26 protein-coding genes are annotated in these 24,524 nt (G+C 69.0%); 18 read left to right on the plus strand and 8 right to left on the minus strand.

What is annotated here, in order from left to right:
- Nucleotides 1-19: 19 nt before the first annotated feature.
- Together E5P2_RS19155 and E5P2_RS19160 are read right to left on the minus strand one after the other, a co-directional pair.
- On the minus strand, nucleotides 20-2,452 hold the full coding sequence (locus E5P2_RS19155; protein ID WP_162568678.1) for a xanthine dehydrogenase family protein molybdopterin-binding subunit: 2,433 nt from the start codon (nucleotides 2,450-2,452) through the stop codon (nucleotides 20-22).
- Nucleotides 2,453-2,462: 10 nt separating this feature from the next.
- The gene (locus E5P2_RS19160) at nucleotides 2,463-2,957 is read right to left on the minus strand and encodes a (2Fe-2S)-binding protein (protein WP_162568679.1); all 495 of its coding nucleotides are present in this window, start codon (nucleotides 2,955-2,957) and stop codon (nucleotides 2,463-2,465) included.
- A gap of 126 nt (nucleotides 2,958-3,083) precedes the next feature.
- Between E5P2_RS19160 and E5P2_RS19165 the strand changes: the two genes are divergently transcribed.
- The 4 genes from E5P2_RS19165 (at nucleotide 3,084) to E5P2_RS19180 (ending at nucleotide 5,790) form a co-directional block, all read left to right on the plus strand.
- On the plus strand, nucleotides 3,084-4,202 hold the full coding sequence (locus E5P2_RS19165; RefSeq protein WP_162568680.1) for a helix-turn-helix domain-containing protein: 1,119 nt from the start codon (nucleotides 3,084-3,086) through the stop codon (nucleotides 4,200-4,202).
- 47 nt (nucleotides 4,203-4,249) lie between these two features.
- A complete protein-coding gene (locus tag E5P2_RS19170) occupies nucleotides 4,250-4,582 on the plus strand; it encodes a thioredoxin family protein (protein ID WP_162568681.1) in 333 nt (110 codons plus the stop codon).
- Nucleotides 4,583-4,672: 90 nt separating this feature from the next.
- Nucleotides 4,673-5,377: a DUF433 domain-containing protein gene (locus E5P2_RS19175; RefSeq protein WP_162568682.1), complete on the plus strand. Its 705-nt coding sequence runs from the start codon at nucleotides 4,673-4,675 to the stop codon at nucleotides 5,375-5,377.
- Nucleotides 5,378-5,379: 2 nt separating this feature from the next.
- Nucleotides 5,380-5,790, plus strand: a complete 411-nt coding sequence (locus E5P2_RS19180) for a hypothetical protein (protein WP_269475707.1) — start codon at nucleotides 5,380-5,382, stop codon at nucleotides 5,788-5,790.
- On the opposite strand, the gene E5P2_RS19185 is transcribed toward E5P2_RS19180, so the two are convergent.
- Nucleotides 5,779-6,354 (minus strand): hypothetical protein, encoded by a 576-nt coding sequence (locus tag E5P2_RS19185; protein ID WP_232080757.1) that lies wholly within the window; start codon nucleotides 6,352-6,354, stop codon nucleotides 5,779-5,781. The genes E5P2_RS19180 and E5P2_RS19185 overlap by 12 nt on opposite strands.
- A 410-nt stretch (nucleotides 6,355-6,764) precedes the next feature.
- On the opposite strand from E5P2_RS19185, the gene E5P2_RS19190 reads away from it, so the two are divergent.
- Entirely contained in the window at nucleotides 6,765-7,775 is a 1,011-nt protein-coding gene (locus tag E5P2_RS19190) for an aldo/keto reductase (RefSeq protein WP_162568685.1), read from the plus strand.
- A 20-nt stretch (nucleotides 7,776-7,795) separates the two neighbouring features.
- Entirely contained in the window at nucleotides 7,796-8,230 is a 435-nt protein-coding gene (locus E5P2_RS19195) for a GNAT family acetyltransferase (protein WP_162568686.1), read from the plus strand.
- Nucleotides 8,231-8,245: 15 nt separating this feature from the next.
- Here E5P2_RS19195 and E5P2_RS19200 read toward each other — a convergent pair whose 3' ends face one another.
- The 4 genes from E5P2_RS19200 to E5P2_RS19215 form a co-directional block, all read right to left on the minus strand.
- Nucleotides 8,246-8,623, minus strand: a complete 378-nt coding sequence (locus E5P2_RS19200; protein ID WP_162568687.1) for a nuclear transport factor 2 family protein — start codon at nucleotides 8,621-8,623, stop codon at nucleotides 8,246-8,248.
- Nucleotides 8,624-8,715: 92 nt separating this feature from the next.
- Entirely contained in the window at nucleotides 8,716-10,089 is a 1,374-nt protein-coding gene (gene chrA, locus E5P2_RS19205) for a chromate efflux transporter (RefSeq protein ID WP_162568688.1), read from the minus strand.
- A gap of 61 nt (nucleotides 10,090-10,150) precedes the next feature.
- The gene (locus E5P2_RS19210; protein ID WP_162568689.1) at nucleotides 10,151-10,828 is read right to left on the minus strand and encodes a hypothetical protein; all 678 of its coding nucleotides are present in this window, start codon (nucleotides 10,826-10,828) and stop codon (nucleotides 10,151-10,153) included.
- 64 nt (nucleotides 10,829-10,892) lie between these two features.
- Nucleotides 10,893-11,819, minus strand: coding sequence for a LysR family transcriptional regulator (locus E5P2_RS19215; RefSeq protein WP_162568690.1), 927 nt, complete (start codon nucleotides 11,817-11,819; stop codon nucleotides 10,893-10,895).
- 95 nt (nucleotides 11,820-11,914) lie between these two features.
- On the opposite strand from E5P2_RS19215, the gene E5P2_RS19220 reads away from it, so the two are divergent.
- Genes E5P2_RS19220 through E5P2_RS19235 form a run of 4 tightly spaced genes read left to right on the plus strand, consistent with a single transcriptional unit; the run spans nucleotide 11,915 to nucleotide 15,459 of the window.
- The gene (locus E5P2_RS19220; protein ID WP_162568691.1) at nucleotides 11,915-13,072 is read left to right on the plus strand and encodes a CaiB/BaiF CoA transferase family protein; all 1,158 of its coding nucleotides are present in this window, start codon (nucleotides 11,915-11,917) and stop codon (nucleotides 13,070-13,072) included.
- Nucleotides 13,073-13,085: 13 nt separating this feature from the next.
- Nucleotides 13,086-14,069 carry a hydroxymethylglutaryl-CoA lyase gene (locus E5P2_RS19225; RefSeq protein ID WP_162568692.1) on the plus strand — a complete coding sequence of 328 codons (984 nt, stop codon included), beginning with the start codon at nucleotides 13,086-13,088 and terminating at the stop codon, nucleotides 14,067-14,069.
- A complete protein-coding gene (locus tag E5P2_RS19230; protein ID WP_162568693.1) occupies nucleotides 14,066-14,446 on the plus strand; it encodes a VOC family protein in 381 nt (126 codons plus the stop codon). Before E5P2_RS19225 ends, E5P2_RS19230 begins: the two co-directional genes overlap by 4 nt.
- A 41-nt stretch (nucleotides 14,447-14,487) precedes the next feature.
- Nucleotides 14,488-15,459 (plus strand): Bug family tripartite tricarboxylate transporter substrate binding protein, encoded by a 972-nt coding sequence (locus E5P2_RS19235; protein ID WP_162568694.1) that lies wholly within the window; start codon nucleotides 14,488-14,490, stop codon nucleotides 15,457-15,459.
- A gap of 90 nt (nucleotides 15,460-15,549) precedes the next feature.
- On the opposite strand, the gene E5P2_RS19240 is transcribed toward E5P2_RS19235, so the two are convergent.
- Entirely contained in the window at nucleotides 15,550-15,942 is a 393-nt protein-coding gene (locus E5P2_RS19240) for an MAPEG family protein (protein ID WP_162568695.1), read from the minus strand.
- A 231-nt stretch (nucleotides 15,943-16,173) separates the two neighbouring features.
- On the opposite strand from E5P2_RS19240, the gene E5P2_RS19245 reads away from it, so the two are divergent.
- The 8 genes from E5P2_RS19245 to E5P2_RS19280 all read left to right on the plus strand — a co-directional run bounded on the left by E5P2_RS19245 (nucleotide 16,174) and on the right by E5P2_RS19280 (nucleotide 24,468).
- Nucleotides 16,174-17,736 carry a methyl-accepting chemotaxis protein gene (locus E5P2_RS19245; RefSeq protein ID WP_162568696.1) on the plus strand — a complete coding sequence of 521 codons (1,563 nt, stop codon included), beginning with the start codon at nucleotides 16,174-16,176 and terminating at the stop codon, nucleotides 17,734-17,736.
- A 93-nt stretch (nucleotides 17,737-17,829) separates the two neighbouring features.
- Nucleotides 17,830-19,161: a glucarate dehydratase gene (gene gudD, locus E5P2_RS19250; protein WP_162568697.1), complete on the plus strand. Its 1,332-nt coding sequence runs from the start codon at nucleotides 17,830-17,832 to the stop codon at nucleotides 19,159-19,161.
- Between the two features lie 37 nt (nucleotides 19,162-19,198).
- Nucleotides 19,199-19,990 carry an HpcH/HpaI aldolase family protein gene (locus E5P2_RS19255; protein WP_162568698.1) on the plus strand — a complete coding sequence of 264 codons (792 nt, stop codon included), beginning with the start codon at nucleotides 19,199-19,201 and terminating at the stop codon, nucleotides 19,988-19,990.
- A 12-nt stretch (nucleotides 19,991-20,002) separates the two neighbouring features.
- A complete protein-coding gene (locus E5P2_RS19260) occupies nucleotides 20,003-20,887 on the plus strand; it encodes a 2-hydroxy-3-oxopropionate reductase (RefSeq protein WP_162568699.1) in 885 nt (294 codons plus the stop codon).
- A 108-nt stretch (nucleotides 20,888-20,995) separates the two neighbouring features.
- The gene (locus E5P2_RS19265) at nucleotides 20,996-21,655 is read left to right on the plus strand and encodes a winged helix-turn-helix domain-containing protein (RefSeq protein WP_162568700.1); all 660 of its coding nucleotides are present in this window, start codon (nucleotides 20,996-20,998) and stop codon (nucleotides 21,653-21,655) included.
- Between the two features lie 9 nt (nucleotides 21,656-21,664).
- Nucleotides 21,665-23,008 carry an ATP-binding protein gene (locus E5P2_RS19270; protein WP_232080758.1) on the plus strand — a complete coding sequence of 448 codons (1,344 nt, stop codon included), beginning with the start codon at nucleotides 21,665-21,667 and terminating at the stop codon, nucleotides 23,006-23,008.
- A gap of 135 nt (nucleotides 23,009-23,143) precedes the next feature.
- Nucleotides 23,144-23,932: a COG4705 family protein gene (locus tag E5P2_RS19275; protein WP_162568702.1), complete on the plus strand. Its 789-nt coding sequence runs from the start codon at nucleotides 23,144-23,146 to the stop codon at nucleotides 23,930-23,932.
- A gap of 83 nt (nucleotides 23,933-24,015) precedes the next feature.
- Nucleotides 24,016-24,468, plus strand: a complete 453-nt coding sequence (locus E5P2_RS19280; protein ID WP_162568703.1) for a hypothetical protein — start codon at nucleotides 24,016-24,018, stop codon at nucleotides 24,466-24,468.
- The last annotated feature ends 56 nt before the right edge of the window (nucleotides 24,469-24,524 follow it).

Consider the following 24,524-nt stretch of genomic DNA (forward strand, 5'->3'; position numbering starts at 1 on the left):
TGGAATTTCCTTCGGATGTTCAGGGAGCCGGACGGCCTTGGGTGCTGGCGGCCAGCGAGGGCTGCGGCGTCAGGCTCGCGCTGCCCTTCTGCATCGCCTCCCAGACGCGGTGCGGCGTGGCCGGCATGTCGAAGTCCTTGACGCCCAGCGGCGCCAGCGCATCCAGCACCGCGTTGATCACGGCCGGCGGCGAACCGATGGCGCCCGCCTCGCCGCAGCCCTTGGTGCCGAGCGGGTTGTGCGTGCAGGGCGTGCACACGGTGTCGAGCTTGAACATCGGGAAGTCCTCGGCGCGAGGCATCGCATAGTCCATGAAGCTGCCGGTGAGCAGCTGGCCGTTCTCGTCGTAGACGCAGTTCTCCATCAGCGCCTGGCCGATGCCCTGCACCAGCCCGCCGTGCACCTGGCCTTCGACGATCATCGGATTGATGATGGTGCCGAAGTCGTCGACCGCGGTGAAGCGGTCGACCTTGACCTCGCCGGTCTGGCGGTCGATCTCGACCTCGCAGATGTAGGTGCCGCCGGGGAAGGTGAAGTTGGTCGGGTCGTAGAACGCGGTCTCGTTCAGGCCCGGCTCCAGCTTGTCGAGCGGGTAGTTGTGCGGCACGTAGGCCGTCAGCGCCACCTGGCCGAAGGGGATCTTCTTGTCGGTGCCCTTGACGGTGAACTCGCCGTTGGCGAACTCGATGTCGGCATCGCTGGCCTCCATCAGATGGGCGGCGATCTTCTTGGCCTTGGTCTCGATCTTGTCGAGCGCCTTCATGATCGCCGCGCCGCCGACCGAGATCGAGCGCGAACCGTAGGTGCCCATGCCGAAGGGCACACGGCCGGTGTCGCCATGCACCACGTCGACCGCCTCGACGGCGATGCCCAGGCGCGCCGCGACGACCTGCGCGAAGGTGGTCTCGTGGCCCTGGCCATGGCTGTGCGAGCCGGTGAAGACGGTCACGCTGCCGGTCGGATGGACGCGGATCTCGCCGCATTCGAACAGCCCCGCACGCGCGCCGAGCGCGCCCGCGATGTTCGAGGGCGCGATGCCGCAGGCCTCGATGTAGCTCGAATAGCCCATGCCGCGCAGCTTGCCCTTGGCCTCGCTGGCGGCCTTGCGCTGCGCGAAACCGGCGACATCGGCCAGCGCCTGCGACTTGTTCATGCAGGCATGGAAATCGCCCGTGTCGTACTGCAGCGCGACCGGCGTCTGGTAGGGGAAGGCGGTGATGAAGTTGCGCTTGCGGATCTCGTCCTGGCCGAGCTTCATCTCCCACGCGCAGCGCGACACCAGGCGCTCCAGCAGGTAGGTCGCTTCGGGCCGGCCGGCGCCGCGGTAGGCATCGACCGGCGCGGTGTTGGTGAACCAGGCATCGACCTCGACGTAGATCTGTGGCGTGGTGTACTGGCCCGCGAGCAGCGTCGCATAGAGGATGGTCGGCACCGCGGTCGCGAAGGTCGAGAGGTAGGCGCCGAGGTTGGCGTCGGTGTGCACGCGCAATGCGAGGAACTTGCCATCCTTGTCCATCGCCATCTCGGCGTGGCTCACGTGGTCGCGGCCGTGCGCATCGGACAGGAAGCACTCGGAGCGCTCGCCCGTCCACTTGATGCTGCGGTTGAGCTGCTTGGCGGCCCAGGTCAGGCACACGTCCTCGGCATAGAGATAGATCTTGGAGCCGAAGCCGCCGCCCACGTCGGGCGCGATCACGCGCACCTTGTGCTCGGGCAGGCCGAGCACGAAGGCCGTCATCAACAGGCGCTCGACGTGGGGGTTCTGGTTGGCGACATAGAGCACGTACTCCTCGTTCGCCCGGTTGTAGTTGCCGATGGCGACGCGCGCCTCCATCGGGTTCGGGATCAGCCGGTTGTTGACGAGGTCCAGCTTGGTGACGTGCGCCGCATTGGCGAAGGCCGCATCGACCCCCGCCTTGTCGCCCAGCGTCCACTTGTAGCACTGGTTGTCGGGCGCCTCGTCGTGGATCGTCACGCCGCTCTGCTTCTTCGCCGCGTCGGCCACGCTGACCAGCGCCGGGTGCACGTCGTAGTCGACCACCACCGCCTCGGCGGCGTTCTTCGCCTGCTCGACCGTCTCGGCCACCACCATCGCGACGTGGTCGCCGACATAGCGCACCTTCTTGATCGCGAGGATCGGGTGCATCGGCTCCTTCATCGGCGTGCCGTCGGGGTTGTTGATCAGCCAGCCGCAGGGCAGCCCGCCCATCTTGCCCTCGATGTCCTTGCCGCTGAAGATGCCGACCACGCCGGGCATCTTCAGCGCCGCGGCGGTGTCGACCGACCTGATGGTGGCATGCGCGTGCGGCGAGCGCACGAACACGGCGTGGCTCAGGTTGGCGATCGGCACGTCGTCGGTGTACTGGCCTGCGCCGGTGAGGAAGCGGTAGTCTTCCTTGCGCCTGAGAGCCTCGCCGATGTGCGGCAGGCCTGCGAAGTCGGGTGCGCCCATGTCGTGCTCCTTATGCCGTGACGGCGGCTTTGGCGGGAGCGGCGGCCATCGCTTCGCCGCCCATCTGGACCGCCTTGACGATGTTCTGGTAGCCCGTACAGCGGCACATGTTGCCGTCGAGCAGTTCGCGGATCTCGGTCTCGCTCGACTTCGGATGGTGCGTGCACAGGTCGATGGCACTCATCACCATGCCCGGCGTGCAGAAGCCGCATTGCAGGCCGTGGCATTCCTTGAAGGCCGCCTGCATCGGGTGCATGGTGCCGTCCGGCTGCGCGATGCCTTCGATGGTGGTGATCTCGGCGCCGGCGACCTGCGCCACCAGCACGTTGCACGACTTGATCGCGCGGCCGTTGACGTGGACCGTGCAGGCGCCGCACTGCGCGGTGTCGCAGCCGACGTGGGTGCCGGTGAGATGGAGATGCTCGCGGATCGCGTGCACGAGGAAGGTGTTGGGCGGCAAGTCGACCGTGACCTCGCGCCCGTTGACCGTGAAAGGAACCTGCATGTGGCTGTCTCCGTGGGTGGATGGCTGATTCGGCGAATTGAATCTTGGACGCCGGGCAAGAGCACCATCCTAGGCAAAACCCTAGACGCTTGCACGTTCTCCTTGAAATTCTCAAAATGAAACACGATGACCACTGCCGCCGCCTCACCCGTGCCTGAGCGCTCCTTCTCCATCGCGCAGGCACGGCGTGAATGGATCGACGGCGAGCCCGCCGCCGGCGCCCGCGCCGCGCGCATCGAACCCTGGCTGGCGCGCTCCTGGCAGCGCTGCCTGGCGGCCGGCCACCGGCCCCAGCAGCGCGTGAGTTTCGACCCGGTCTCGGGCCCCGCGGCCGCGCGCGTGGCCGAGCGCAACCGCGCGCTGGTCGCGGCCGCGCGGCCGGTGCTCGAGCGGCTGTCGCGCGCGATCGCCGACACCCGCTACTTCGCGATCCTGACCGACGCCGACGGCATCGTGGTCGACGTCGGCGCGCTGCCCGCCGGCCACGATGCGGCGGCGCGGCATGCGCGCGATCTCGCGCGCATCGGCGTCGACCTGTCCGAGCGCGCGGTCGGCACCACCGCCATCGGCGCGGCGCTGGCCGAGCACGCATCCGTGTGGCTGCACCGCGGCGAGCACTTCTTCGACGACACCGGCATCTACAGCTGCGCCGGCGCGCCGCTCTTCGGCCCGCAGGGCGAATGCATCGGCATGCTCGACCTGACCGGCGTGCAGGTGGTCGAGCGGCCCGAGCTGCAGCACCTGGCGGCGCTGTCGGCGCGCAGCATCGAGAACGCGCTGGTGCGCGACCATCCCTGCGAGTTGCTGCTGGGCATCGATTGGCCCGGCTATGCCAGCGGCACCGGCGGCCTGCTGTGCATCGATGCCGACGGCCGCGTGACCGGCGCCAACGCCGCGGCGCGCCAGATGCTGCACCAGCCGCTGGCGGCCGCCGCGGCCGTGCACTGCAGCGAGCTTTTCGCGCTCTCGCCGCAGATGCTGTTCGACGCCGCGCGGCGCGGCGATGCGGTGCTCGAGGTGCCGTTGTGGTCCGGCCTGCGCGTGCAGGCCCGGCCGCAGGCCACCCGGCCGGCGGCACCGGTCGCGGGCACCGGCCGGCCGCGCCTGCGCGATGTCGAGGCCGAGCTGATCCGCCGCGCGGTGGACGACGCGCGCGGCAACGTGGCCGAGGCGGCGCGCACGCTCGGCATCAGCCGCGCCACGGTGTACCGCAAGCTGGCCAGCGGCCGGCGCACGCCGCGCTGATCGGCCGGGTGCCGGCGGCATCCGCGCCGCTGAAGCAGAATCGCGCCATGAACGCACCCTACGAAACGGCGCAACCCTCGCGTGCCGAGCTCGACGCCCTGCGCGGCCCGACGCTGGTCGAATTCGGCACCAACTGGTGCGGCATCTGCAAGGCGGCGCAGCCGCTGATCGGCGAGGCCCTGGCAGAGGCGCCGACGACGCTGCGCCACCTCAAGGTCGAGGACGGCAGCGGCCGGCCGCTGGGCCGCTCGTTCGGCATCAAGCTGTGGCCGACGCTGATCTTCCTGCGCGACGGCCAGGAGATCGCACGGCTGGTGCGGCCCGACAATGCGGCGGCGATCCGCGAACAACTGGCGCACATAGTCGGCCGCGCGGCGTAGCTCCGCGGCGGCCAAGGGCGACGGGTGCCAAGTGAGGCGCCGGACGCAAGCAATGGCGCCACCTCGCCGATCGTGCAGAATCGACAACCTATGGTTGCCACCACCGAACCCGAGTTGCTCAACGTCGGGATCTACTCTCTTCCGCAGGCCGCGCGGCTGATCGACTCCGATCTGCGCGCTGTGCGCCGCTGGATGCGTGGCTACGGCTATAGGCGAGGCGAGGCTTTCAAACAAAGCCCGCCGCTATGGAAAACACAGCTCGCTAGCGCCGAGTTCACGCAGCCGGCGATCGGCTTTCGCGATTTGCTCGAACTCCGGTTCGTGCGCGCATTCGTGAACGCCGGCGTGAGCTTGCATGTGGTCAAGGCCACGATCGAGGCAGCCCGTGCCCTCTGGCACGCCGACTACCCGCTCACGACCCGGCGCTTCTTGACCGACGGCAAGGATATTTTCGAGTCTGCTGTGACTGACTCGGGTGAGGAAACGCTGACCGATCTGCGACGCCATCAAGTGGTTTTCACGCACATCATCAAGCCCTCGCTCTACACCGGCATCGACTACACCGGTGATATCGCTACGGCGTGGCATCCGCCCCATGCCAAGGGCGTCATTCTTGACCCCTCCAGGCAGTTCGGGCAGCCCATCGTGGTCGATGTCGGCGTGCCGACAGACACGCTCTACGCAAGCTACGTGGCCGAAGGCCGCAACCGCAAGGCGGTCGCCCGCCAGTTCGACATCGAACCGCGTCACGTCGACGCCGCGGTGCGCTACGAGGAGCGACTGCCACGGGCCTGAAGATTTTCTTCGACGCAAACATGTCGCCCCATCTCGCGCTGGCGATCGGCGAGCTATGCAAGGCCGCAGAGGACGATGTGGACGTGGTCACTCACCTGTTCGACCGCTACCCGCGCAGTGCCAAGGATCTGGACTGGATTCCCGACCTTGCACTCACGGGTTCGTGGGTGGTCGTGTCGATCGATCGATTCAAGAAGCAGCACAATGCCGAGCGCGAGGCATTGCGCAAAGGCGGCCACTTGGTCTTCGTGCTCGAGAAGGAATGGAGCGGCCGGCCATTTTGGGAGAAGGCCGAGCATCTGATCGGCTGGTGGCCACAGATCATGAAAGCTGCTCGCCTTCAATCGTCGGGAATGCTCTCAGTACCCTTTTCTCGGCGCACGGGCGCGAAGTTCAAGCAGCTAAGCCTTTGAGCCTGGATCGCTTCGATCACGCCGTACGGCGTTCGCATCGATGATCGGAGGCGTGTTGAGGTCGTCGAAGTGGGCGTAATAGGCGAACTCACGCCCTCGTGCTAGCCGAGGCTTCACGCGTTGTCGTTCCGCCGCCAGAAAAAAGACCATCCATGACGCAGCTTCGAGAAACTGGTGCCGCAAGGACGGCATCCCCTTGGTTGCGACCGATTGCGGACTGCGCTCGTACATCCCGTGCGACTTGGTCAAGGCCTCGATGCGCGAACGCGGGCTCGGATCATCGAAGGTGAAGCCGCTCGGCTGGTGAGCTACGTCGTTTCGAATTCGACGAATGATATGGATGTCGCGGCAGAAATTGCCGCTGATTAGCCCCAGGCGATATGCTGCATCGATGCGGGCGCTAAACGTCGACAGCGGCGCATTGGCACCATCGAACAACGTATCGGATCCCGACGGATTGGGCACCAGCGAGGCAAGCAACAGTTCTCGCAGGGCGTCATCGAGCATGGCCGCAGCGACCAGTACCATGCCGCGCGGAGACTCCCCATTCAGCTCCTGCTGCAAGCGAACGACTGCCTTCGTATCCGGACCGCTCCGTGTGATCTCTTCGCTCGGCTGAGGTTTCGCGCCGGCGGTCATTGAGGCTGCCCTTTGGCGGCGCTCATCGAGAGCATAGATCTCATGGTGCGATTTTCACACCTCACGGGGCTAAGTGGTCGATGCGCATCAAGGCAAGCGGGCGTCAATAAGCCTGAAACAACGAATGTGAGGCGATGACACACTCGTTGAGCCCACGGTAGCGCCAGGGGCTGATCGGCCTCCAAAGATGCGAATTCTCAGCGACCTCCTGAACCCGCCCTCGCGCTTAGCCTCGCGGCGATATCGCAGCGCCAGCAGGTTTGCGCGCCGGTGACTATCATCGCGCGCTCGATCCCGCATCGCGGATCGACACAGCAGCGAACGGAGCCGCACCCATGAGCATCCCCACCACCCGCCTCGGCCGCACCGGCCTCACCGTGTCTCGCCTCGCGCTCGGCACCATGACCTTCGGCCTGCAGACGGACGAAGCGGTGTCGCACCGCATCCTCGACCGCGCCGCCGAGGGCGGCATCAACTTCCTCGACACCGCCGACGTCTATCCGCTCGGCGGCACGGTCGAGACCACCGGCCGCACCGAGGAGATCATCGGCCGCTGGCTGCGCGCCAAGGGGCCGGGCCGGCGCGGCGACTTCATCGTCGCCACCAAGGCGGTCGGCAAGGTCGGCCACAACAGCTGGGACCAGGGCGCGTCGCGCAAGCACCTGCTGGACGCGATCGATGCCTCGCTCGAGCGCCTGCAGACCGACCATGTCGACCTCTACCAGCTGCACGGCGACGACCGCGAGACGCCGCTCGACGAAAGCCTCGAGGCGCTCGACACGATCGTGCGCTCGGGGCGCGCGCGCTACATCGGCGTCTCCAACTTCCTGGCCTACCGGCTGGCACGCATGATCGGCCGCGCCGAGCTGCACAGGCTCACGCGGGTGGTCTCGGTGCAGCCGCGCTACAGCCTGCTGTTCCGCGAGATCGAGCGCGAGCTGCTGCCGCTCGCGGACGAGGAAGGGCTGGGCGTGATCCCCTACAACCCGCTGGCGGGCGGCCTCTTGACCGGCAAGTACAAGCCCGGCGCCAATCCCGAGGAGAACACGCGCTTCACGCTCGGCACCGCCGGCTCGATGTACCAGAAGCGCTACTGGAACGAGCGCAGCTTCGCGACCGTGACCGCGCTGCACAAGCTGGCCGACGAAGCCGGCGTGCCGCTCGCCACCTTGGCGGTCGCCTGGGTGATGGCCAATCCCCTGATCACCGCGCCGCTCCTGGGCGCCAGCCGGCCCGAGCAGCTGGATGCCACGCTCGCGGCGGCCGAGTACAAGCTCGACGCGGACCTCAAGCAGCGGCTCGACGAGCTGACCGCCGAGTACCGCAAGGGCGACGCGCCGCGCTGAGCAGGACCGTGACCCGCACCATGAAGATCCGGGCCTTCGCGCCGGAGGATGAAGCCGCGGTCGTTGCGCTGTGGCGGGCCTGCGGCCTCACGCGCCCGTGGAACGACCCGCATGCCGACATCGCGCGCAAGCTCGGCGAGCAGCCCGAGCTGTTCCGGGTCGGCACGGTGGACGGCGAGCTGATGGCCACGGCCATGATCGGCTTCGACGGCCACCGCGGCTGGGTCTACTACCTTGCCGTGTCGGCCGCGCACCGCGGGCAATCGCACGGCCGCGCGCTGATGCACGAGGCCGAACGCCTGCTGACCGAGCGCGGCTGCCCCAAGCTGAACCTGCTGGTGCGCTCGTCCAACGAAGGCGTGATCGCGTTCTACCGCCGGCTCGGCTACGTGCAGGACGAAGCCGTGAGCCTCGGCAAGCGGCTCATCCACGACCAGGCGCCCGACGCGGGCTGAGCGCCCTGCCGCGCCTCAGGCGCCGACCGGCACCTTGTCCAGGAAGCCGGTGACCGAGCGCAGCCGGCCGGCGTCGAGCTGCGCGAAATCGGTGCCTGCTATCAAATCCTCGGCGCCGCTCGGGCCGAGCGTCCACGAGAAGCGCAGGTGCTCGCCATGCGCATCGGGCTGGCCCTTGAGCCGGAAGCGAAAGCCGGGAAAGCGCTGCTGCACGCCGCCGACCAGCGTGCTGATCTGCACACGGCCGCTGGCTTCGGCCATCGGATCGACGTAGCGCGCGTCGTCCGTCCAGTGCGCTTCGAGCAATTGCAGCCGGCGCCCGGCATCGGTTTCGTTCCACAGGGCGATGTACTGGTCGGCCACGCGGGTGGCATCGGGTGCTGCGGTGTTCATGGTGATTCCTTTCGAGGCTTTGTTCGGCCCGCAAGGTCGCGGGGTGAATGAATGGTCGCGAAAGGAGGGCTTCGGGTCGATGACGCGGGAGGTCATGCGGCCGAAGCGGCAGGAAGCCAGGTCGCCAGCAGACCGACGGCCGCGCAGGCACCGAGCAGCGGCATCACGCCGACCTTGAAGCGAAAGAGCGCCACCATGGCCGCGACCGCGATGAGCGCGGACAGCGTGTCGAAAGGCCCGCCGAAGCCGCGAGGCCACAGCACGTGGTAGGCGAAGAACAGCGCCAGGTTCAGGATCACGCCGACGACGGCGGCCGTGATCGCCGACAGCGGCGCGGTGAAGCCGAGCCTGCCGTGGGTCGCCTCGATGAGCGGGCCGCCGGCCAGGATGAAGACGAAGGACGGCAGGAACGTGAAGAAGGTCACCACGGTGGCCGCCACCGCACCGCCCGCGAACGAGCCGGCGGACCCGGCGGCCTGCTGCAGCCAGCCGCCGACGAAGCCGACGAAGGCCACCACCATGATCAGCGGTCCGGGTGTCGTCTCGCCAAGCGCCAGGCCATCGATCATCTGCGGGCCGTCGAGCCAGTGATGGTGCTCGACAGCGCCCTGGAACACATAGGGCAGCACCGCATAGGCGCCACCGAAGGTCAGCATCGCGGCCTTGGTGAAGAACCAGCCCATCTGCGTGAGCGTCCCTTGCAGGCCCTGCGCGGCGACGAGCGCGGCCATCGGCAGCGCCCACAGGCCGAACCCGGCGCACAGCACCTTGACCAGGCGGCTGCGCGAGAACAGCGCATGCACCGGCGTGGGCGTGTCGTCGTCGATGAGCGCCGGGCCGTAGCCCTTCCCCGCGCTGCCGTGTCCGCCACCGAGGGCGAAGACGCCGGGCGCCCGGCGGGCGCCGAAGTGCCCGATCAGGCCCGCCGCGAAGACGATCGCCGGGAACGGCGTGTCGAAGGCGAAGATCGCGATGAAGGCAGCCGCGGCAATCCCCCACATCCAGGGATTCCTCAAGGCCCGCGTGCCGATGCGATGGGCCGCATGCAGCACCAGCGCGGTGACGGCGGGCTTGATGCCATGGAAGATGCCCGCGACCACGGGCACCTGGCCGTAGGCCATGTAGATCCACGACAGCGCGATCAGGATGAACAGCGAGGGCAGCACGAACAATGCGCCGGCGACGATGCCGCCCCGCGTGCGGTGCATCAGCCAGCCGATGTAGGTGGCCAGCTGCTGCGCCTCGGGGCCGGGCAGCAGCATGCAGTAGTTGAGCGCATGCAGGAAGCGCTTCTCGCTGATCCAGCGCCGGCGCTCCACCAGCTCCGCATGCATGATCGCGATCTGGCCGGCCGGGCCGCCGAAGCTGATGAAGCCGAGCTTGAGCCAGAAGCGCAAGGCTTCGAAAAAGCCGACCGCAGCCGGCGCGGCGGATTCGATCGCTGGCGGCGCGGGAAGAGTTGTCATGGGCGCGCAGGATACGCGCCGCGGATGTCGGTCGACCTGACTCGCTGCCGCCGCCTCGCCTTCAGGCCGCGATGCGGCTCGAATGCACGAAGCAGGCCGCGTCCAGTTCGCGGAAGCAGACCAGCATCGAGCGCAGCACCGGCGCCTCGCGCGCCCCGGCGCGCCAGTCCGGCAGCTCGTGGTCCATCTGCGCGCACAGGTCGCTCCAGGCTTCGGCCACGGCGGCCCATCGCGCCACCTCCGGCTCGTGCATGCGCGCGGCCAGGAGCCGCAGCGGCCGGCGCAGCGCGGGCGCCTGTTCGATCAGCAGGCGGCAGCACCGGAAGCCCTTGGCGTCGTGCGGCAGGTCGAGCGCCGTGCCGCGGTACTGCGGCGGGCGGATGCCGGTCAGCAGCGCGAACAGCGCCAGGCTCGACGACCCCTGCTCACCGGCCACCAGCCAGCGCAGCGATGGCAGATCGAGGCGGCGCGCACAACGGCCCAGATGAAAGCGGATGCGGCCGATGGCGGCCGGCGTCTCCTGCGCGCGCAGGCGATCCAAGGCTTCGGGCCGGCCGATCACCGCCGTCGCGCCCAGCATGCGCGCCAGGCCGGGATGCAGCAGCTCCGCATCGCCGGCCAGCTTCAGCAGCACCAGGAACTCGGGCAGCGGCATGTGGCCGTACACGATCCTGCACCGCTCGCGCATGAGGATTCGGTAGGCAGGCTGGTTCTCGGCCGGCGTCGGAGGGGAAGCCACCCTCCTCTATCGGCAGCCGGCCGCCCGGCGAACAGGGCCAGCCGGAAAAAACTTCGCTCGATGCTCAGCGCGGGTGTTCGAGGGCGCCGATCGGGCGCAGGTGCTGCACCAGCAGCGCCGCGGCCGGCGAGGGGGCTTCGCCCGTCTTCGTCGCCATCAGCAGCCGGCGCGTGGCCCAGGCGTCTCTGAGCCGCACCACCTTGAGCCCGAGCGCCTTCACCTGCGCCTCGCAGGCGGCCAGCGGCACCACGCCGATGCCCAGGCCGGCCGCGATCATGTGGCACATGGCATCGAAGCTGCGCACCTGCACGCGCAGCCGCATCGCGATGCCGGCCTGCTCGGCCGCGCGCGAGGTCAGCTCCAGCAGCGAGCTGCTGCGGTTCAGGCCGACGAACTCGTGCGCCAGGCATGACCGGAAATCGACGCGCCGCGAGCGCGCGAGCGGATGCCCTTTGGCGCACAGCACGACCAGCTCGTCGGTCTGGAAGGGCACGACGTCGAGACCATAGGCCGGCGTGTTCTCGGCGAACACGCCGACATCCGCGAGGCCGTCCACCAGCGCGCGCACGGTGTCGCCGCTCAGCTGCTCCTCCACCTCGACGCGGATGTCGGGATGCAGGGCGAGAAAGGTGGCCAGCGCGGCGGGCAGGAACTCGGTCAATGCCGACATGTTGGCCCACAGCCGCACGTGGCCGCGCACGCCGCTCGCGTAGTCCTTGAGCTCGCTGCTGAAGTGCTCGAAGCCCTGGAACAGCCGCATCGCATGCTGCATGGCCACGTGGCCGGCGGGCGTGAGCGCGATGCCCTGTGCGCTGCGCTCGAGCAGCCGCGAGCCGGTGGCGGCCTCGAAATCGGACAGCCGCCGGCTGGCCGCGGACAGCGCCAGGTGGCAGGCCTCCGCGCCCTTGGTGATGCTGCCGGACTGCGCCACGGCGCAGAACAGCCGCAGGGTGACGAAGTCGACGCGTGCCGGATTGATGGGACTGCTCATCGGGACGATTCTAGGCAGGGGCTTCGCGTTCTGCGAAGGCCTGCTGCCGGCTCGGCAATTCCGCGCGCGCCGATCCGTTCCTACAGTCCGCTTCCATGAATGCACTCGAAGGACTGAAGGTGCTCGAACTGGGCCAGCTCATCGCCGGCCCCTTCGCGAGCAAGACGCTGGCCGAGTTCGGCGCCGACGTGATCAAGGTCGAGCCGGCCGGCGTCGGCGACCCGCTGCGCAAGTGGCGGCTGCTGCGCGACGGCAGCTCGGTGTGGTGGGAGGTGCAGTCGCGCAACAAGCGCTCGGTCTGCCTCGATCTGCGCAGCGCCGAAGGCCAGGAGGCGGCACGCGCGCTGGCGCTCGAAGCCGACGTGCTGATCGAGAACTTCAAGCCCGGCACGCTGGAAGGCTGGGGCCTCGGCTGGGAGCAGCTGCATGCGCTCAACCCGCGGCTGATCATGCTGCGCATCTCGGGCTACGGCCAGACCGGCCCCTACCGCGACAAGCCCGGCTTCGGCGTGCTCGGCGAAGCGATGGGCGGCCTGCGCCACCTCACCGGCGAGCCGGGCCGCGTGCCGGTGCGCGTCGGCATCTCGCTCGGCGACACGCTGTCCGCGCTGCACGGCGTGATCGGCGTGCTGACCGCGCTGCACCATCGCACGGCGCATGGCGGCGAAGGCCAGTTCATCGATGTCGCGCTGTACGAATCCGTATTCAACGTGATGGAAAGCCTGCTGCCCGAATACGACGCCTTCGGCGCGGTGCGCGAGGCCGCCGGCAGCGCGCTGCCCGGCATCGCGCCGAGCAACGCCTACCGCTGTGGCGACGGCCAGTACGTGCTGGTGGCCGGCAACGGCGACAGCATCTTCCGGCGGCTGATGCGCGCGATCGGGCGCCCCGACCTCGAGGACGATCCGCGCCTCGCCCACAACGACGGCCGCGTGCGGCACGTCGAAGCCCTCGATGCCGCCATCGAGGCCTGGGCCTGTGAACGCGGCCGCGACGAGGTGCTGGCCGCGCTCGACGCGGCCGGCGTGCCGGTCGGTCGCATTTACAGCGTCGCCGACATCGCGCGCGACCCGCACTACCAGGCGCGCGGCATGCTCGTCGAGACGCAGACCGCCGACGGCCGCTCGCTCAAGGTGCCCGGCGTGGTGCCCAAGCTGAGCGCGACGCCCGGACGCATCGCGCACCCGGCCCCGCGCCTGGGCGAACACGACGCCGACCTGCTGCGCGCCGGCTGGCCCGCACGCGCGTCTTGAAAGGACCCCCGCCATGAACCCCGGCCACGGCACCCGCCTCTTCATCAACGAGGTCGCGACCCGCGACGGCTTCCAGATGGAAAGCCGCTTCATTCCCACCGACGACAAGGTCGCGCTGATCGACCGGCTGAGCACGCTCGGCTACGCGAAGATCGAAGCCACCTCCTTCACCTCGCCGAAGGCGATCCCCGCGCTGCGCGACGGCGAGGAAGTGATGAACCGCATCGCACGCCGCCCCGGCGTGGTCTACACCGCGCTGGTGCCCAACCTGCGCGGCGCCGAGCGCGCACTCGATGGCCGCGTCGACGAGTTCAACCTCGTGATGTCGGTCAGCGAGACCCACAACCTCGCCAACCTGCGCATGACGCGCGCGCAGTCCTTCGCGCAGCTGGCCGAGGTGATCGCGCTCGCGCGGCGGGCCGCGGTGCCGGTGAACGTGTCGCTGTCCTGCGTCTTCGGCTGCCCGATGGAAGGCGAGGTGCCGCAGGACGGCATGCTCGGCTGGATCGACCGCTTCGCGGCGTTGAAAGTGCAGGGCATCACGCTGTGCGACACCACCGGCATGGCCTTTCCGACGCAGGTGCAAGCGGTGTGCGCCGCCGCGCTGGCGCGCCATCCCGCACTCGGCTTCACGGCCCATTTCCACAACACCCGCGCGATGGGCCTGGTCAACACCGTGGCTGCGGTGGAAGCCGGCATCCGGCGCCTGGACATGTCGCTCGGCGGCATCGGCGGCTGTCCCTATGCGCCCGGCGCCAGCGGCAATGTCGCGACCGAGGACGTGGTCCACATGCTGCAGTGCATGGGCTACGACACCGGCATGGACCTCGACGGGCTGATCGGCGCCGCCGCACAGCTCCAGACGCTGGTGCAGCACGGACTCTCGAGCCAGCTGCCGCGCGCCGGCCATCGCCTGACGCGGCATGCGCCACCATCGGAGTTCGCCGACATCGCGGCCCGCGCCCATGCGCGCGATGCGCGGGAGTCCCAAGCATGATCGACCACCTCGACCATCTCGTGCTGACCACCGCCGACGAGGACGCCTGCGTGCGCTTCTACGTCGACGTGCTGGGCATGACGCTGGAGATCTTCGGCGCCGGGCGCAAGGCCTTCCGCTTCGGCAACCAGAAGATCAACCTGCACGTGAAAGGCCGCGAGTTCGAGCCCAAGGCCGAGCATCCGACGCCCGGCGCGCTCGACCTCTGCTTCATCGCCGCCGTGCCCCTCGACGCCGTGATCGCGCGGCTCGCACAGCAGCAGGTTCGCATCGTCGAAGGCCCGGTCCTGCGCACCGGTGCGACCGCGCGCATCCGCTCGGTCTATGTGCGCGATCCCGACCTGAACCTCATCGAGATCTCGGAGCCGGCGCCCTGAACGGCGCCGGACGGTCCGCCCAACCCAAGAAGGAGACAACCATGAAGCTCGCCCATTTCGCACTCGCCGCCGGCGTCGCGCTGGCATCCGCCGCGGCCGCAGGCGCCGACGCCTATCCCTCGAAGCCGATCACCATGATCGTGCCCACCGCGCCCGCCGGCTCGACCGACATCATGGCGCGCCTGGTGGCCGAGCCGCTGGCGCGCGCACTCGGCAAGCCGATCGTGATCGACAACAAGCCGGGCGCCAGCGGCAACATCGGCACCGAGTTCGTCGCCCGTGCGGCACCCGACGGCTACACGCTGCTGATGCAGTACTCGGGCTACCACGTCGGCAATCCCGCGCTCTATCCGAACCTCAAGTGGAGCCCGACCCGGGACTTCGTGCCGATCGCGATGGTGATGCGCGCGCCGCACGTGATCGCCGTCAGCGGCACGCTGCCCGTCAACTCGGTGCAGGACCTGATCGCCTACGGCAAGAAGAAGAAGAAGGGCGGCCTGTTCTTCGCCTCGTCGGGCAACGGCTCGATCCAGCACATCGCGGGCGAGCTGCTGGCGCGGCAGATCAAGGAGCCGATGACCCATGTGCCCTACAAGGGCTCCGGGCCGGCGATCAACGACCTGGTCGCGGGCACGGTCGACATGTTCATCACCACGCCGCCGTCCGTGATCGGCTTCCTGCCGAGCGGCAAGCTCAAGGCCCTGGCCTATACCGGCGCCCAGCGGCATCCGTCGATGCCCCATGTGCCGACCTCGGCCGAGGCGGGGCTGCCGGGCTACGAGGTCGAGTCGTGGTTCGCCGTGTTCGCGCCGGCGAAGACGCCGCCGGAGATCGTCGCCAGGCTCACGACGGAGATCCGGAAGATCGTGGAGAGCGAGTCCTTCCGCAAGAAGGTCGACGACCAGGGCGCCTTCGCGGTCTACATGGATCCGCCGACGCTCGGCAAGTTCGTCGACCAGCAGCTCGCGATGTGGTCGAAGGTCATCAAGGACGCGGACATCAAGCCCGATTGAGCGCGCGCTGCCGGCCGGCGCATCCGGGGTGACTCTGACCCGGTCCAACCTGATTGGCGGCGCGAGGCCGTCCGATCTCGAGCACCGCGCTCAGTGCGCGGCCAGCAGCCGGTACAGCAACAGCAGCGACGCTGCGGCGACCACCAGCACCGTCAGGCCCGCGCCGGCCTGGCGCGGCATCGTCGGGCCGAGCGACCGGCTCAGGCCCCACGCATTGGCCAGCCGCGCGACCACCAGCGCCGCGCCCAGCGCATGGACGATGCCGCCCGGCGTGCCGGCAAGCTCCGCCAGCACGATCAGCAGCAGTGCCAGCGGCACCTGCTCGGCGAAGTTCGCGTGGGCGCGGATCGCCTGGCCGAGCCGCGCATTGCCGCCGTCCGCCGCCTGGATGCCGGTCTTGACGCGGTTCAGGATCACGCGCACGGTCAGCACAGCCGCGAACAGGCCGAGGAGGGCGGCATAGAGCGCCGAGATGGATGGCATGGCGACAGTCATGGGGAATCCCTTCGATGGTTGAAGCCCGGACACACGGGTTACTGCAATGACGCGGCAGACGACGCCCGTTCGACAGACGGTCCGGTTTTTTCACGCGCGACGCGTGCGCGCCCTCAAGCTTTCCGGTTTCGTGCCGATAACACCGTCAAGACATCGTCGGTGGGCGGCGTTGTCTGCGGCCCTTCGACGGCCCATCGACGACCTGGAATCGGAACGACCATGAAGAACTGGAAGATCAGCGTGCGGCTGGGCTGGGGCTTTGCCATCCTGCTGGCGCTGCAGCTCGCCATCGCCGGCATCGGTGTGCGGGAGATGGCGAATCTCTCGGACCGCATCCGATTCATCACCGAGATCGGCGATGGCAAGCTGTACGAGCTCAACAAGGTGCAGGCCGCGATCGGCGTGCGCGCCATCGCGGCGCGCAACCTGGCACTGCTGACCGACCCGGCCGCGCAGCAGCCCGACATCGCGCTGGTCAAGCGCACCCAGGGCGAGATCGACGAGGGGCTGGCACAGCTGACCACGATCATGAAGGAGCCCGCCTCGGCCAGCGACGAGGAACGCCGGATGCTGGAGCAGCTCAAGGCGCTGGAAGCCAAATACCTGGTCATCGCCAACAACGTGGTCGGGCTCGCCACCACGCAGAAGACCGAGCTGGCGATCCAGGCGCTGACCCGCGACTGCATGCCGATGCTGACCCAGGTGCTCGCGCACGTGAACGCCTTCGAGCAGGTGCTGAAGAAAGGCGCCAACGAGAACGCGGCCGGTGCGCAGTCGCTCTACCAGAACGCGAAGTGGATCACGCTGCTGATCAGCGCCGCATCGCTGGTGATCGGGATCTTCACCGCCTGGCGCCTCACGCGCTCGATCACGCGACCGCTGGGCGAAGCGGTGCGGGTGGCGCAGCAGGTGGCCGGCGGCGACCTGAGCGCGCACATCGAGGTCGCCGACACCGCCGAGGTCGGCCAGCTCATGAAGGCGCTCAGGGACATGAACGACAGCCTCGCCAAGGTGGTCGGCGAGGTGCGCGCCGGCACCGACACCATCGCGACCGCGTCGAGCGAGATCACCTCGGGCAACCAGAACCTGTCCTCGCGCACCGAGCAGCAGGCCAGCTCGCTGGAAGAGACCGCGGCGTCGATGGAAGAACTCACCTCGACGGTCAAGCAGAACGCCGACAACGCGCGCCAGGCCAATCAGCTCGCGGTCTCGGCCTCCGAGGTCGCGGTCAAGGGCGGCAGCGTGGTGTCGCAAGTGGTCGACACCATGGCCTCGATCCACGCTTCGTCCAAGAAGATCGTCGACATCATCGCGGTCATCGACGGCATTGCGTTCCAGACCAACATCCTTGCGCTCAACGCAGCGGTCGAAGCCGCACGCGCCGGCGAACAGGGCCGCGGCTTTGCGGTGGTGGCCGCCGAAGTGCGCAACCTGGCGCAACGCTCGGCCGCCGCGGCCAAGGAAATCAAGACCCTGATTGGCGACTCGGTGGACAAGGTCGATGCGGGCAGCGCGCTGGTGGGCGAAGCGGGCCGTACGATGGAAGAGATCGTGGACAGCGTCCAGCGCGTGACCGACATCATGGGCGAGATCACGGCAGCCAGCCAGGAACAGACCTCGGGCATCGAGCAGATCAACCAGGCGATCACGCAGATGGACCAGGTCACGCAGCAGAACGCGGCGCTGGTGGAACAAGCCGCCGCGGCATCCGCCTCGCTGCAGGAGCAGGCCGGCAGCCTGTCGCAGGTGGTGAGCACCTTCAAGCTCGGCCAGACCTTCTAGGCGCTTCCAGGCGCGCCGCGCACACACGGGCAGCGCTCTACGCCCTGCGCAGGTGACGTAGGATCGGGCAGGCGTTTGTCCACCGGAGCCCCCATGCCCTCTTCCACGCCCTCGATCACCGGCCTGCGCGTGATCCCCGTCGCCGGCCGCGACAGCATGCTGCTGAACCTCAGCGGCGCGCACGGCCCCTTCTTCACCCGCAACCTGCTGATCCTCACCGACAGCGCCGGCCGTACCGGCGTGGGCGAAGTGCCCGGCGGCGAGAAGATCCGCCAGACCCTCGACGACGCGCGCGAGCTGGTCGTCGGCCAGCCGATCGGCGCCCACCAGCGCGTGCTGCAGCGGATGCAGCAGACCTTCGCCGACCGCGATGCCGGCGGCCGCGGCCTGCAGACCTTCGACCTGCGCACCACGATCCATGCCGTCACCGCGGTCGAATCGGCGCTGCTCGATCTGCTCGGCCAGCACCTCGAGGTGCCGGTGGCCGCGCTGCTCGGCGAAGGCCAGCAGCGCGACGCGGTCGAGATGCTGGGCTACCTGTTCTTCATCGGCGACCGCGACAAGAGCGACCTGCCCTATGCGCGCGAACCCGAGGCCGACAACGCCTGGTTCCGCCTGCGGCACGAGAAGGCGATGACGCCCGACGCCGTGGTGCGCCTGGCCGAGGCCGCACGCGAGCGCTACGGCTTCAACGACTTCAAGCTCAAGGGCGGCGTGCTGCGCGGCGACGAGGAGATCGAGGCCGTCGCCGCGCTGCACGCGCGCTTTCCGCAGGCGCGCGTGACGCTCGACCCCAACGGCGGCTGGCTGCTGAAGGAGGCGATCCGCCTGATGCGCGACATGCGCGGCGTGGTCGCCTATGCCGAAGACCCGTGCGGCGCCGAGGACGGCTTCTCGGGCCGCGAGGTGATGGCCGAGTTCCGCCGCGCCACCGGCCTGCCGACCGCGACCAACATGATCGCCACCGACTGGCGGCAGATGGTGCATGCGCTGTCGCTGCAGTCGGTCGACATCCCGCTGGCCGATCCGCACTTCTGGACGATGGCCGGCTCGGTGCGCGTGGCCCAGACCTGCCGCGACTGGGGCCTGACCTGGGGTTCGCATTCCAACAACCACTTCGATGTCTCGCTGGCCATGTTCACCCAGGTCGGCGCGGCCGCGCCGGGCCGCGTGACCGCCATCGACACGCACTGGATCTGGCAGGACGGCCAGCGCCTCACGAAGGAGCCGCTTCGCATCGAGGGCGGCCTGGTGCAGGTGCCGAAGAAGCCGGGCCTGGGCGTCGAGCTCGACATGGCCGAGGTCGAGAAGGCGCACCAGCTCTACCGGCAGCACGGCCTCGGCGCGCGCGACGATGCGGTGGCGATGCAGTGCCTGATCCCGGGCTGGACATTCGATCCCAAGCGCGCGGCCTTCGATCGCTGAGCGCGGTGCTCGCGCACCCATCCACCAAGGAGCCCCCATGAGAGAAAACCGCCTGCGCACGCTGTGGAAATCGGGCGGCGCCGCCGTCAACGGCTGGCTCGCCATTGCCAACAGCTTCTCGGCCGAGACCATGGCCCACCAGGGCTGGGACACGCTCACCATCGACCTGCAGCACGGCGTGATCGACTACCCGGCCATGGTCGGCATGCTGCAGGCGATCTCGACCACCGACACGGTGCCGGTGGTGCGCGTGCCCTGGCTCGAGCCCGGCATCCTGATGAAGACGCTCGACGCCGGCGCCTACGCGGTGATCTGCCCGATGGTCAACACGCGCGAGGATGCGCGGAAGCTGGTCGCGTGGACGCACTACGCGCCGCGCGGCACGCGCAGCTTCGGCCCGGTGCGCGCACTGCTCTACGGCGGCGCGGACTATCCCCAGCAGGCCAACGACACCATCGTCACCTTCGCGATGATCGAGACCGCGCAGGCGCTCGAGAACCTCGACGACATCCTCTCGGTCGAAGGGCTGGACGCGATCTATGTCGGCCCGTCGGACCTGTCGCTCGCGCTCGGCTGCAGGCCGGTGTTCGACGACGTCGATCCGAAGGCGGCCGAGGCCATCGCGCACATCGCCGAACGTGCCAAGGCGCACGGCATCGTCGCCGGCATCCACAACGGCACGCCCGAAGGCGCGCTGGCGCGCATCGCGCAGGGCTTCCAGTTCGTCACCGTGAGTTCCGACGCGCGGCTCATGGCCGCCGGCGCGCAGCAGGTCATGGCGAAGATGCGTGCCGCACCGCCTCCCGCCGACTCCTCCTCCACCTACTGAAAGGACCTCGCCATGAAGATCGGATTCATCGGCCTCGGCATCATGGGCGCGCCGATGGCGCTGCAACTGGTCAAGGCCGGCCACCAGCTCTGCATCGTCCGGCGCAACAAGGTGCATCCCGAGATCGCGGCCAGCAACGCGATCGTCTGCGCGACGGCGCGCGAGGTCGCCGAGCAGACCGAGGTCGTGATCCTGATGGTGCCCGACACGCCGGACGTGGCCTCGGTGCTGTTCGACAAGGACGGCGTGGCCGAAGGCCTCTCGGCCGGCAAGACCGTGATCGACATGAGCAGCATCTCGCCCATCGAGACCAAGGCCTTTGCGAAGAGGATCAACGACCTCGGCTGCGACTACCTCGATGCGCCGGTCTCGGGCGGCGAGGTCGGCGCCAAGGCCGCGAGCCTGACCATCATGGTCGGCGGCACCGAGGCCGCGTTCGAGAAGGCGCGGCCGCTGTTCGAATCGATGGGCAAGAACATCACGCTCGTCGGCGGCAACGGCGATGGCCAGACGACCAAGGTGGCCAACCAGATCATCGTCGCGCTCAACATCGCGGCGGTCGGCGAGGCGCTGCTGTTCGCGAGCAAGGCGGGCGCCGATCCGGCCAAGGTGCGGCAGGCGCTGATGGGCGGCTTCGCATCGAGCCGCATCCTCGAAGTGCATGGCGAGCGCATGGTCAAGCGCACGTTCGCGCCGGGCTTTCGCATCGGGCTGCACCAGAAGGATCTCGGGCTCGCGCTGCAGGGCGCGCGCGCACTCGGCGTCGCGCTGCCGCAGACGGCCGGCGCGGCGCAATTGATGCAGGCCTGCGCGGCCAACGGCTGGCAGGACCTCGATCACTCGGCGCTGGTGAAGGCGCTGGAGCTGATGGCGGCGCACGAGGTCGCGAAGGGCTGAGCCCCGCCGTTAAGTGTCCGATAAGCGATGAATGCCTAGACTCGCAGGCGTGACGACCCCAACCCCCGATCCCGAACAGGTGATCGACGCTCGACGCGCGGAGCTCGCATGCGGCTGCTGCTGATCGAGGACGACCGCATGATCGGCCGCGCCGTGTCGACCGGGCTGACGCATGCGGGCTTCGCGGTCGACTGGGTGCTCGACGGCCGCGCCGCGGATCTTTCGCTGTCGGTCGGCCTCTACGACATCGCGGTGCTGGACCTTGGCCTCCCCGCGAAGGATGGCATGGCGGTGCTGGCCACGCTGCGCGCCGCGGGCAACCGGATGCCGGTCCTGATCGCGACGGCCCGCGATGCGGTGGCCGACCGCATCGCAGGCCTCAACGCGGGCGCCGACGACTACATCGTCAAGCCCTTCGACCTCGACGAACTGATCGCCCGCGTGCGCGCCGTGCTGCGCCGCCACGCGGCCGCCGCGTCGTCGCTGCTGGTGCACGGCAGCCTGGCGCTCGATCCCCTGCGCAAGACGGTCACCTGGCGAGACGCGCCGGTCGCGCTGTCGGCGCGCGAGTTCGCATTGCTGGAAGTGCTGATGCAGCGCCCGGGCGCGGTGCTGTCGCGCAAGAAGCTCGAGGAGTCGATCTACAACTGGAACGACGACCTGGGCAGCAATGCCGTCGAGGTGCACATCCACCGGCTGCGCAGAAAACTCGGTGCCGACGTGATCCGAAACGTGCGCGGCGTGGGTTACTGCGTCGCCGCCGACTGAATGCCGCCGATGCGGTCGCTCGAGCGCCATCTGCTGGCCTGGGTGCTCGGCGCGCTCAGCCTCGGCGCCCTGCTGCTCGTGCTGGCCTCGTACCTCGTGACGCTCGATGAAATGAGCGAGGTCTTCGACGACAACCTGCGTCAGGTCGCACTGGCACTGGCCGACTCGCGCGAACCCCTGCAGCGCGGCGACGCCGTGCAGCGCCACGCAGCCCTGCCCAAGGTCTACGAGGAACACGGCGACTTCGACTTCACGACGGCGGTCTGGGATCTTGCAGGGAACCGGCTCTCGATCTCCGGCCCGAATGCGAACCTGCCCTTCAGCGCCACCAGCGGCCTGTCGCGGATCGGCAAGGGCGAGCAAGCCTGGCACGTCTACACGATCGTGAGCGGCGATCGCGTCGTGCAGGCGGCGCAGCGCGCCTCGTCGCGCCGGCTGCTGGCCGCAGAGGCCGCATCGAAACTGCTGATTCCCGTGCTGGGGTTGACGCTCCTCATCGGCGGCCTGCTGGTGGTCGCGCTGCGCCGCGGCCTCCGGCCCCTCGACGCCGCGGCCAACGACGTGGCCGTGCGCAGCGCGGTCTCGCTCGACCCGATCGACGCCGCGGGTGTGCCGCTCGAAATCCATCCGCTGATCCGCTCGATCAACGGCCTGATGCAGCGGCTGGCCGAGGCGTTCACCGTGCAGCGCCAGTTCATCGCCGATGCCGCGCATGAACTTCGTTCGCCGGTGACGGCGCTGCGCCTGCAGCTGCAACTGCTGGAGCGTGTGCAGGACGAGGCCGATCGCGCTCGCGCCGTCGGCGAGCTGAAGCTCGGCGTGGAGCGCACGCAGCGGCTGATCGCGCAGCTCCTGGATCTTTCGCGCGTCGATCCCGACGGGCGCGCGCAGCTGCGGCAGCCGGTGGACCTGGCGGAGCTGGCGCAGGCGGCGGTCGTCAAGCGCAGCATGGAGGCCGAGCACAAGGGCATCGACCTCGGTGCCGACGCGCCGACCGCACTCACCATCGACGCCGACCCCGACCAGCTCGCGGTGCTGCTGGACAACCTGATCGGCAATGCGATCCGCTACACGTCGCCGGGCGGCCGCGTCGACGTGCGCGCGGCCCGGCTGGAAGGCCGCCCGATGCTGCAGGTGATCGACAACGGGCCCGGCATCGCGGAGGCCGAGCGCGAGAGGGTGCTCGATCGCTTCTATCGCGGCGAGGCGCGGCAGCGCGACGGCGATGTGCCCGGCAGCGGCCTGGGCCTGGCCATCGTCAGTGCGATCGCGCAGCGCCATGGGGCGCAGCTCAGCCTGCGTGCCGCGGCGCCGCACGGCGGGCTCGAGGCCAGAGTCGTCTTCGCGACTTGACGCACGAGCGCCGCCTGACGCGCGCGTGAGGGCGTTAAGGCTCCGATAAGCCCCCATCTGCCAGACTGGACGCCAGTGTCGGACCCGAGGCCCGACAGATCGCGCCGGTCACGGCCATTGCCAGGAAAACCCCCGATGAAAAGAGATGCATCCAGCAACACGCAGCCCGCCGCGGACCGATGGCAGAAGGTGCCGGAAATCACGCTGGCGTTCTGGTTCATCAAGATCATGGCGACGACCCTGGGTGAAACCGGCGGCGACGCAGTGACGATGTCGATGAACCTGGGCTACCTCGTGGGGACGATCATCTTCGCGAGTGTCTTCATCGTGGCCGTCGCGGCCCAGATCCGCGTGAAGCGTTTCCATCCGTACCTCTACTGGGCCGTGATCATCGCGACGACGACGGCGGGAACGACGCTGGCGGATTTCATGGACCGGTCGCTGGGCATCGGCTATGCCGGCGGATCGTCCATCCTTCTCGCGCTTCTGCTGGCCTCGATCGGGCTCTGGCATCTGACGCTCGGCTCCGTGTCGGTCAAGTCCATCACTTCGCCGGGCGCGGAGATCTTCTATTGGGTGACGATCATGTTTTCCCAGACGCTGGGCACGGCCCTGGGCGACTGGGCGGCGGACAGCGCCGGCCTGGGCTACGAAGGCGGAGCCCTTGTCTTCGCTGCAGGGCTCGCGCTCGTGGCGGTCTGCTATTTCCGGACCCGGGTTTCGAGGACCCTGCTCTTCTGGATGGCCTTCATCCTGACCCGCCCTCTCGGCGCGACGGTCGGCGATCTGCTGGACAAGCCGCTGGCACAGGGCGGCCTCGCATTGAGCCGGTATTCGGCCACGGCCGTGCTCGCCGCCATCATTCTCGCGAGCGTCTTCCTCATGACGCGAAGGACCGCAGCATCGCCGGGGAACGGGCGCTGACATCCCGGCGATGCAAGCACCCTGCCTTGCAGCTGACTCGGGTGTTCAGCTTGCTTTCACACCCGGCTCCTAGAGTCTGGTCCATGCTGACTCTGCGGATCCGTCGCCTCATTGCAAAGCACTGCATGGGGTGGTGTGTCCTCGGCATCGCGCTCGCGGTGCTGCAGCCTTTCATCGGTGCGCACTTCTGCCAGGACGGCCTGGAAAACGAAGGCGAATTCTTCATCCGCAGCCCGAGCACGGCCGCCTTCTTCGAGCCCGACCAGCGTGCAGGTCATCAGGCCGATCGCGAGACCACGCTCTTCGCGTCCTCCGCGGCGAGCATCGACGTGCCGCATGCGCTGCAGCGGGGCATCGACGGACTGATGGCCCGGGTGCTGCTTCTGCTGCCGCTGACGGTCATGCTGCTGCTGCGGCCCGTGCAGCGCGTGCGCAGCGGCCCCGTGCAGCGGGTTCCCAACACCAGCGGCGCCCCGCCGCCCGCGGCGCCCTGGCGCCGCCAGCCGCCGGAGACCGCCCCCCCTTTCGCGACCTGACAGACGGCGCCGCACGGCGCCGAGGCCCTGCTGCGCGCCGCGCGGCCGGCACCTGT

This window comes from Variovorax sp. SRS16, assembly GCF_901827165.1.
In the GTDB taxonomy this organism is placed as follows: Bacteria; Pseudomonadota; Gammaproteobacteria; order Burkholderiales; family Burkholderiaceae_C; genus Variovorax.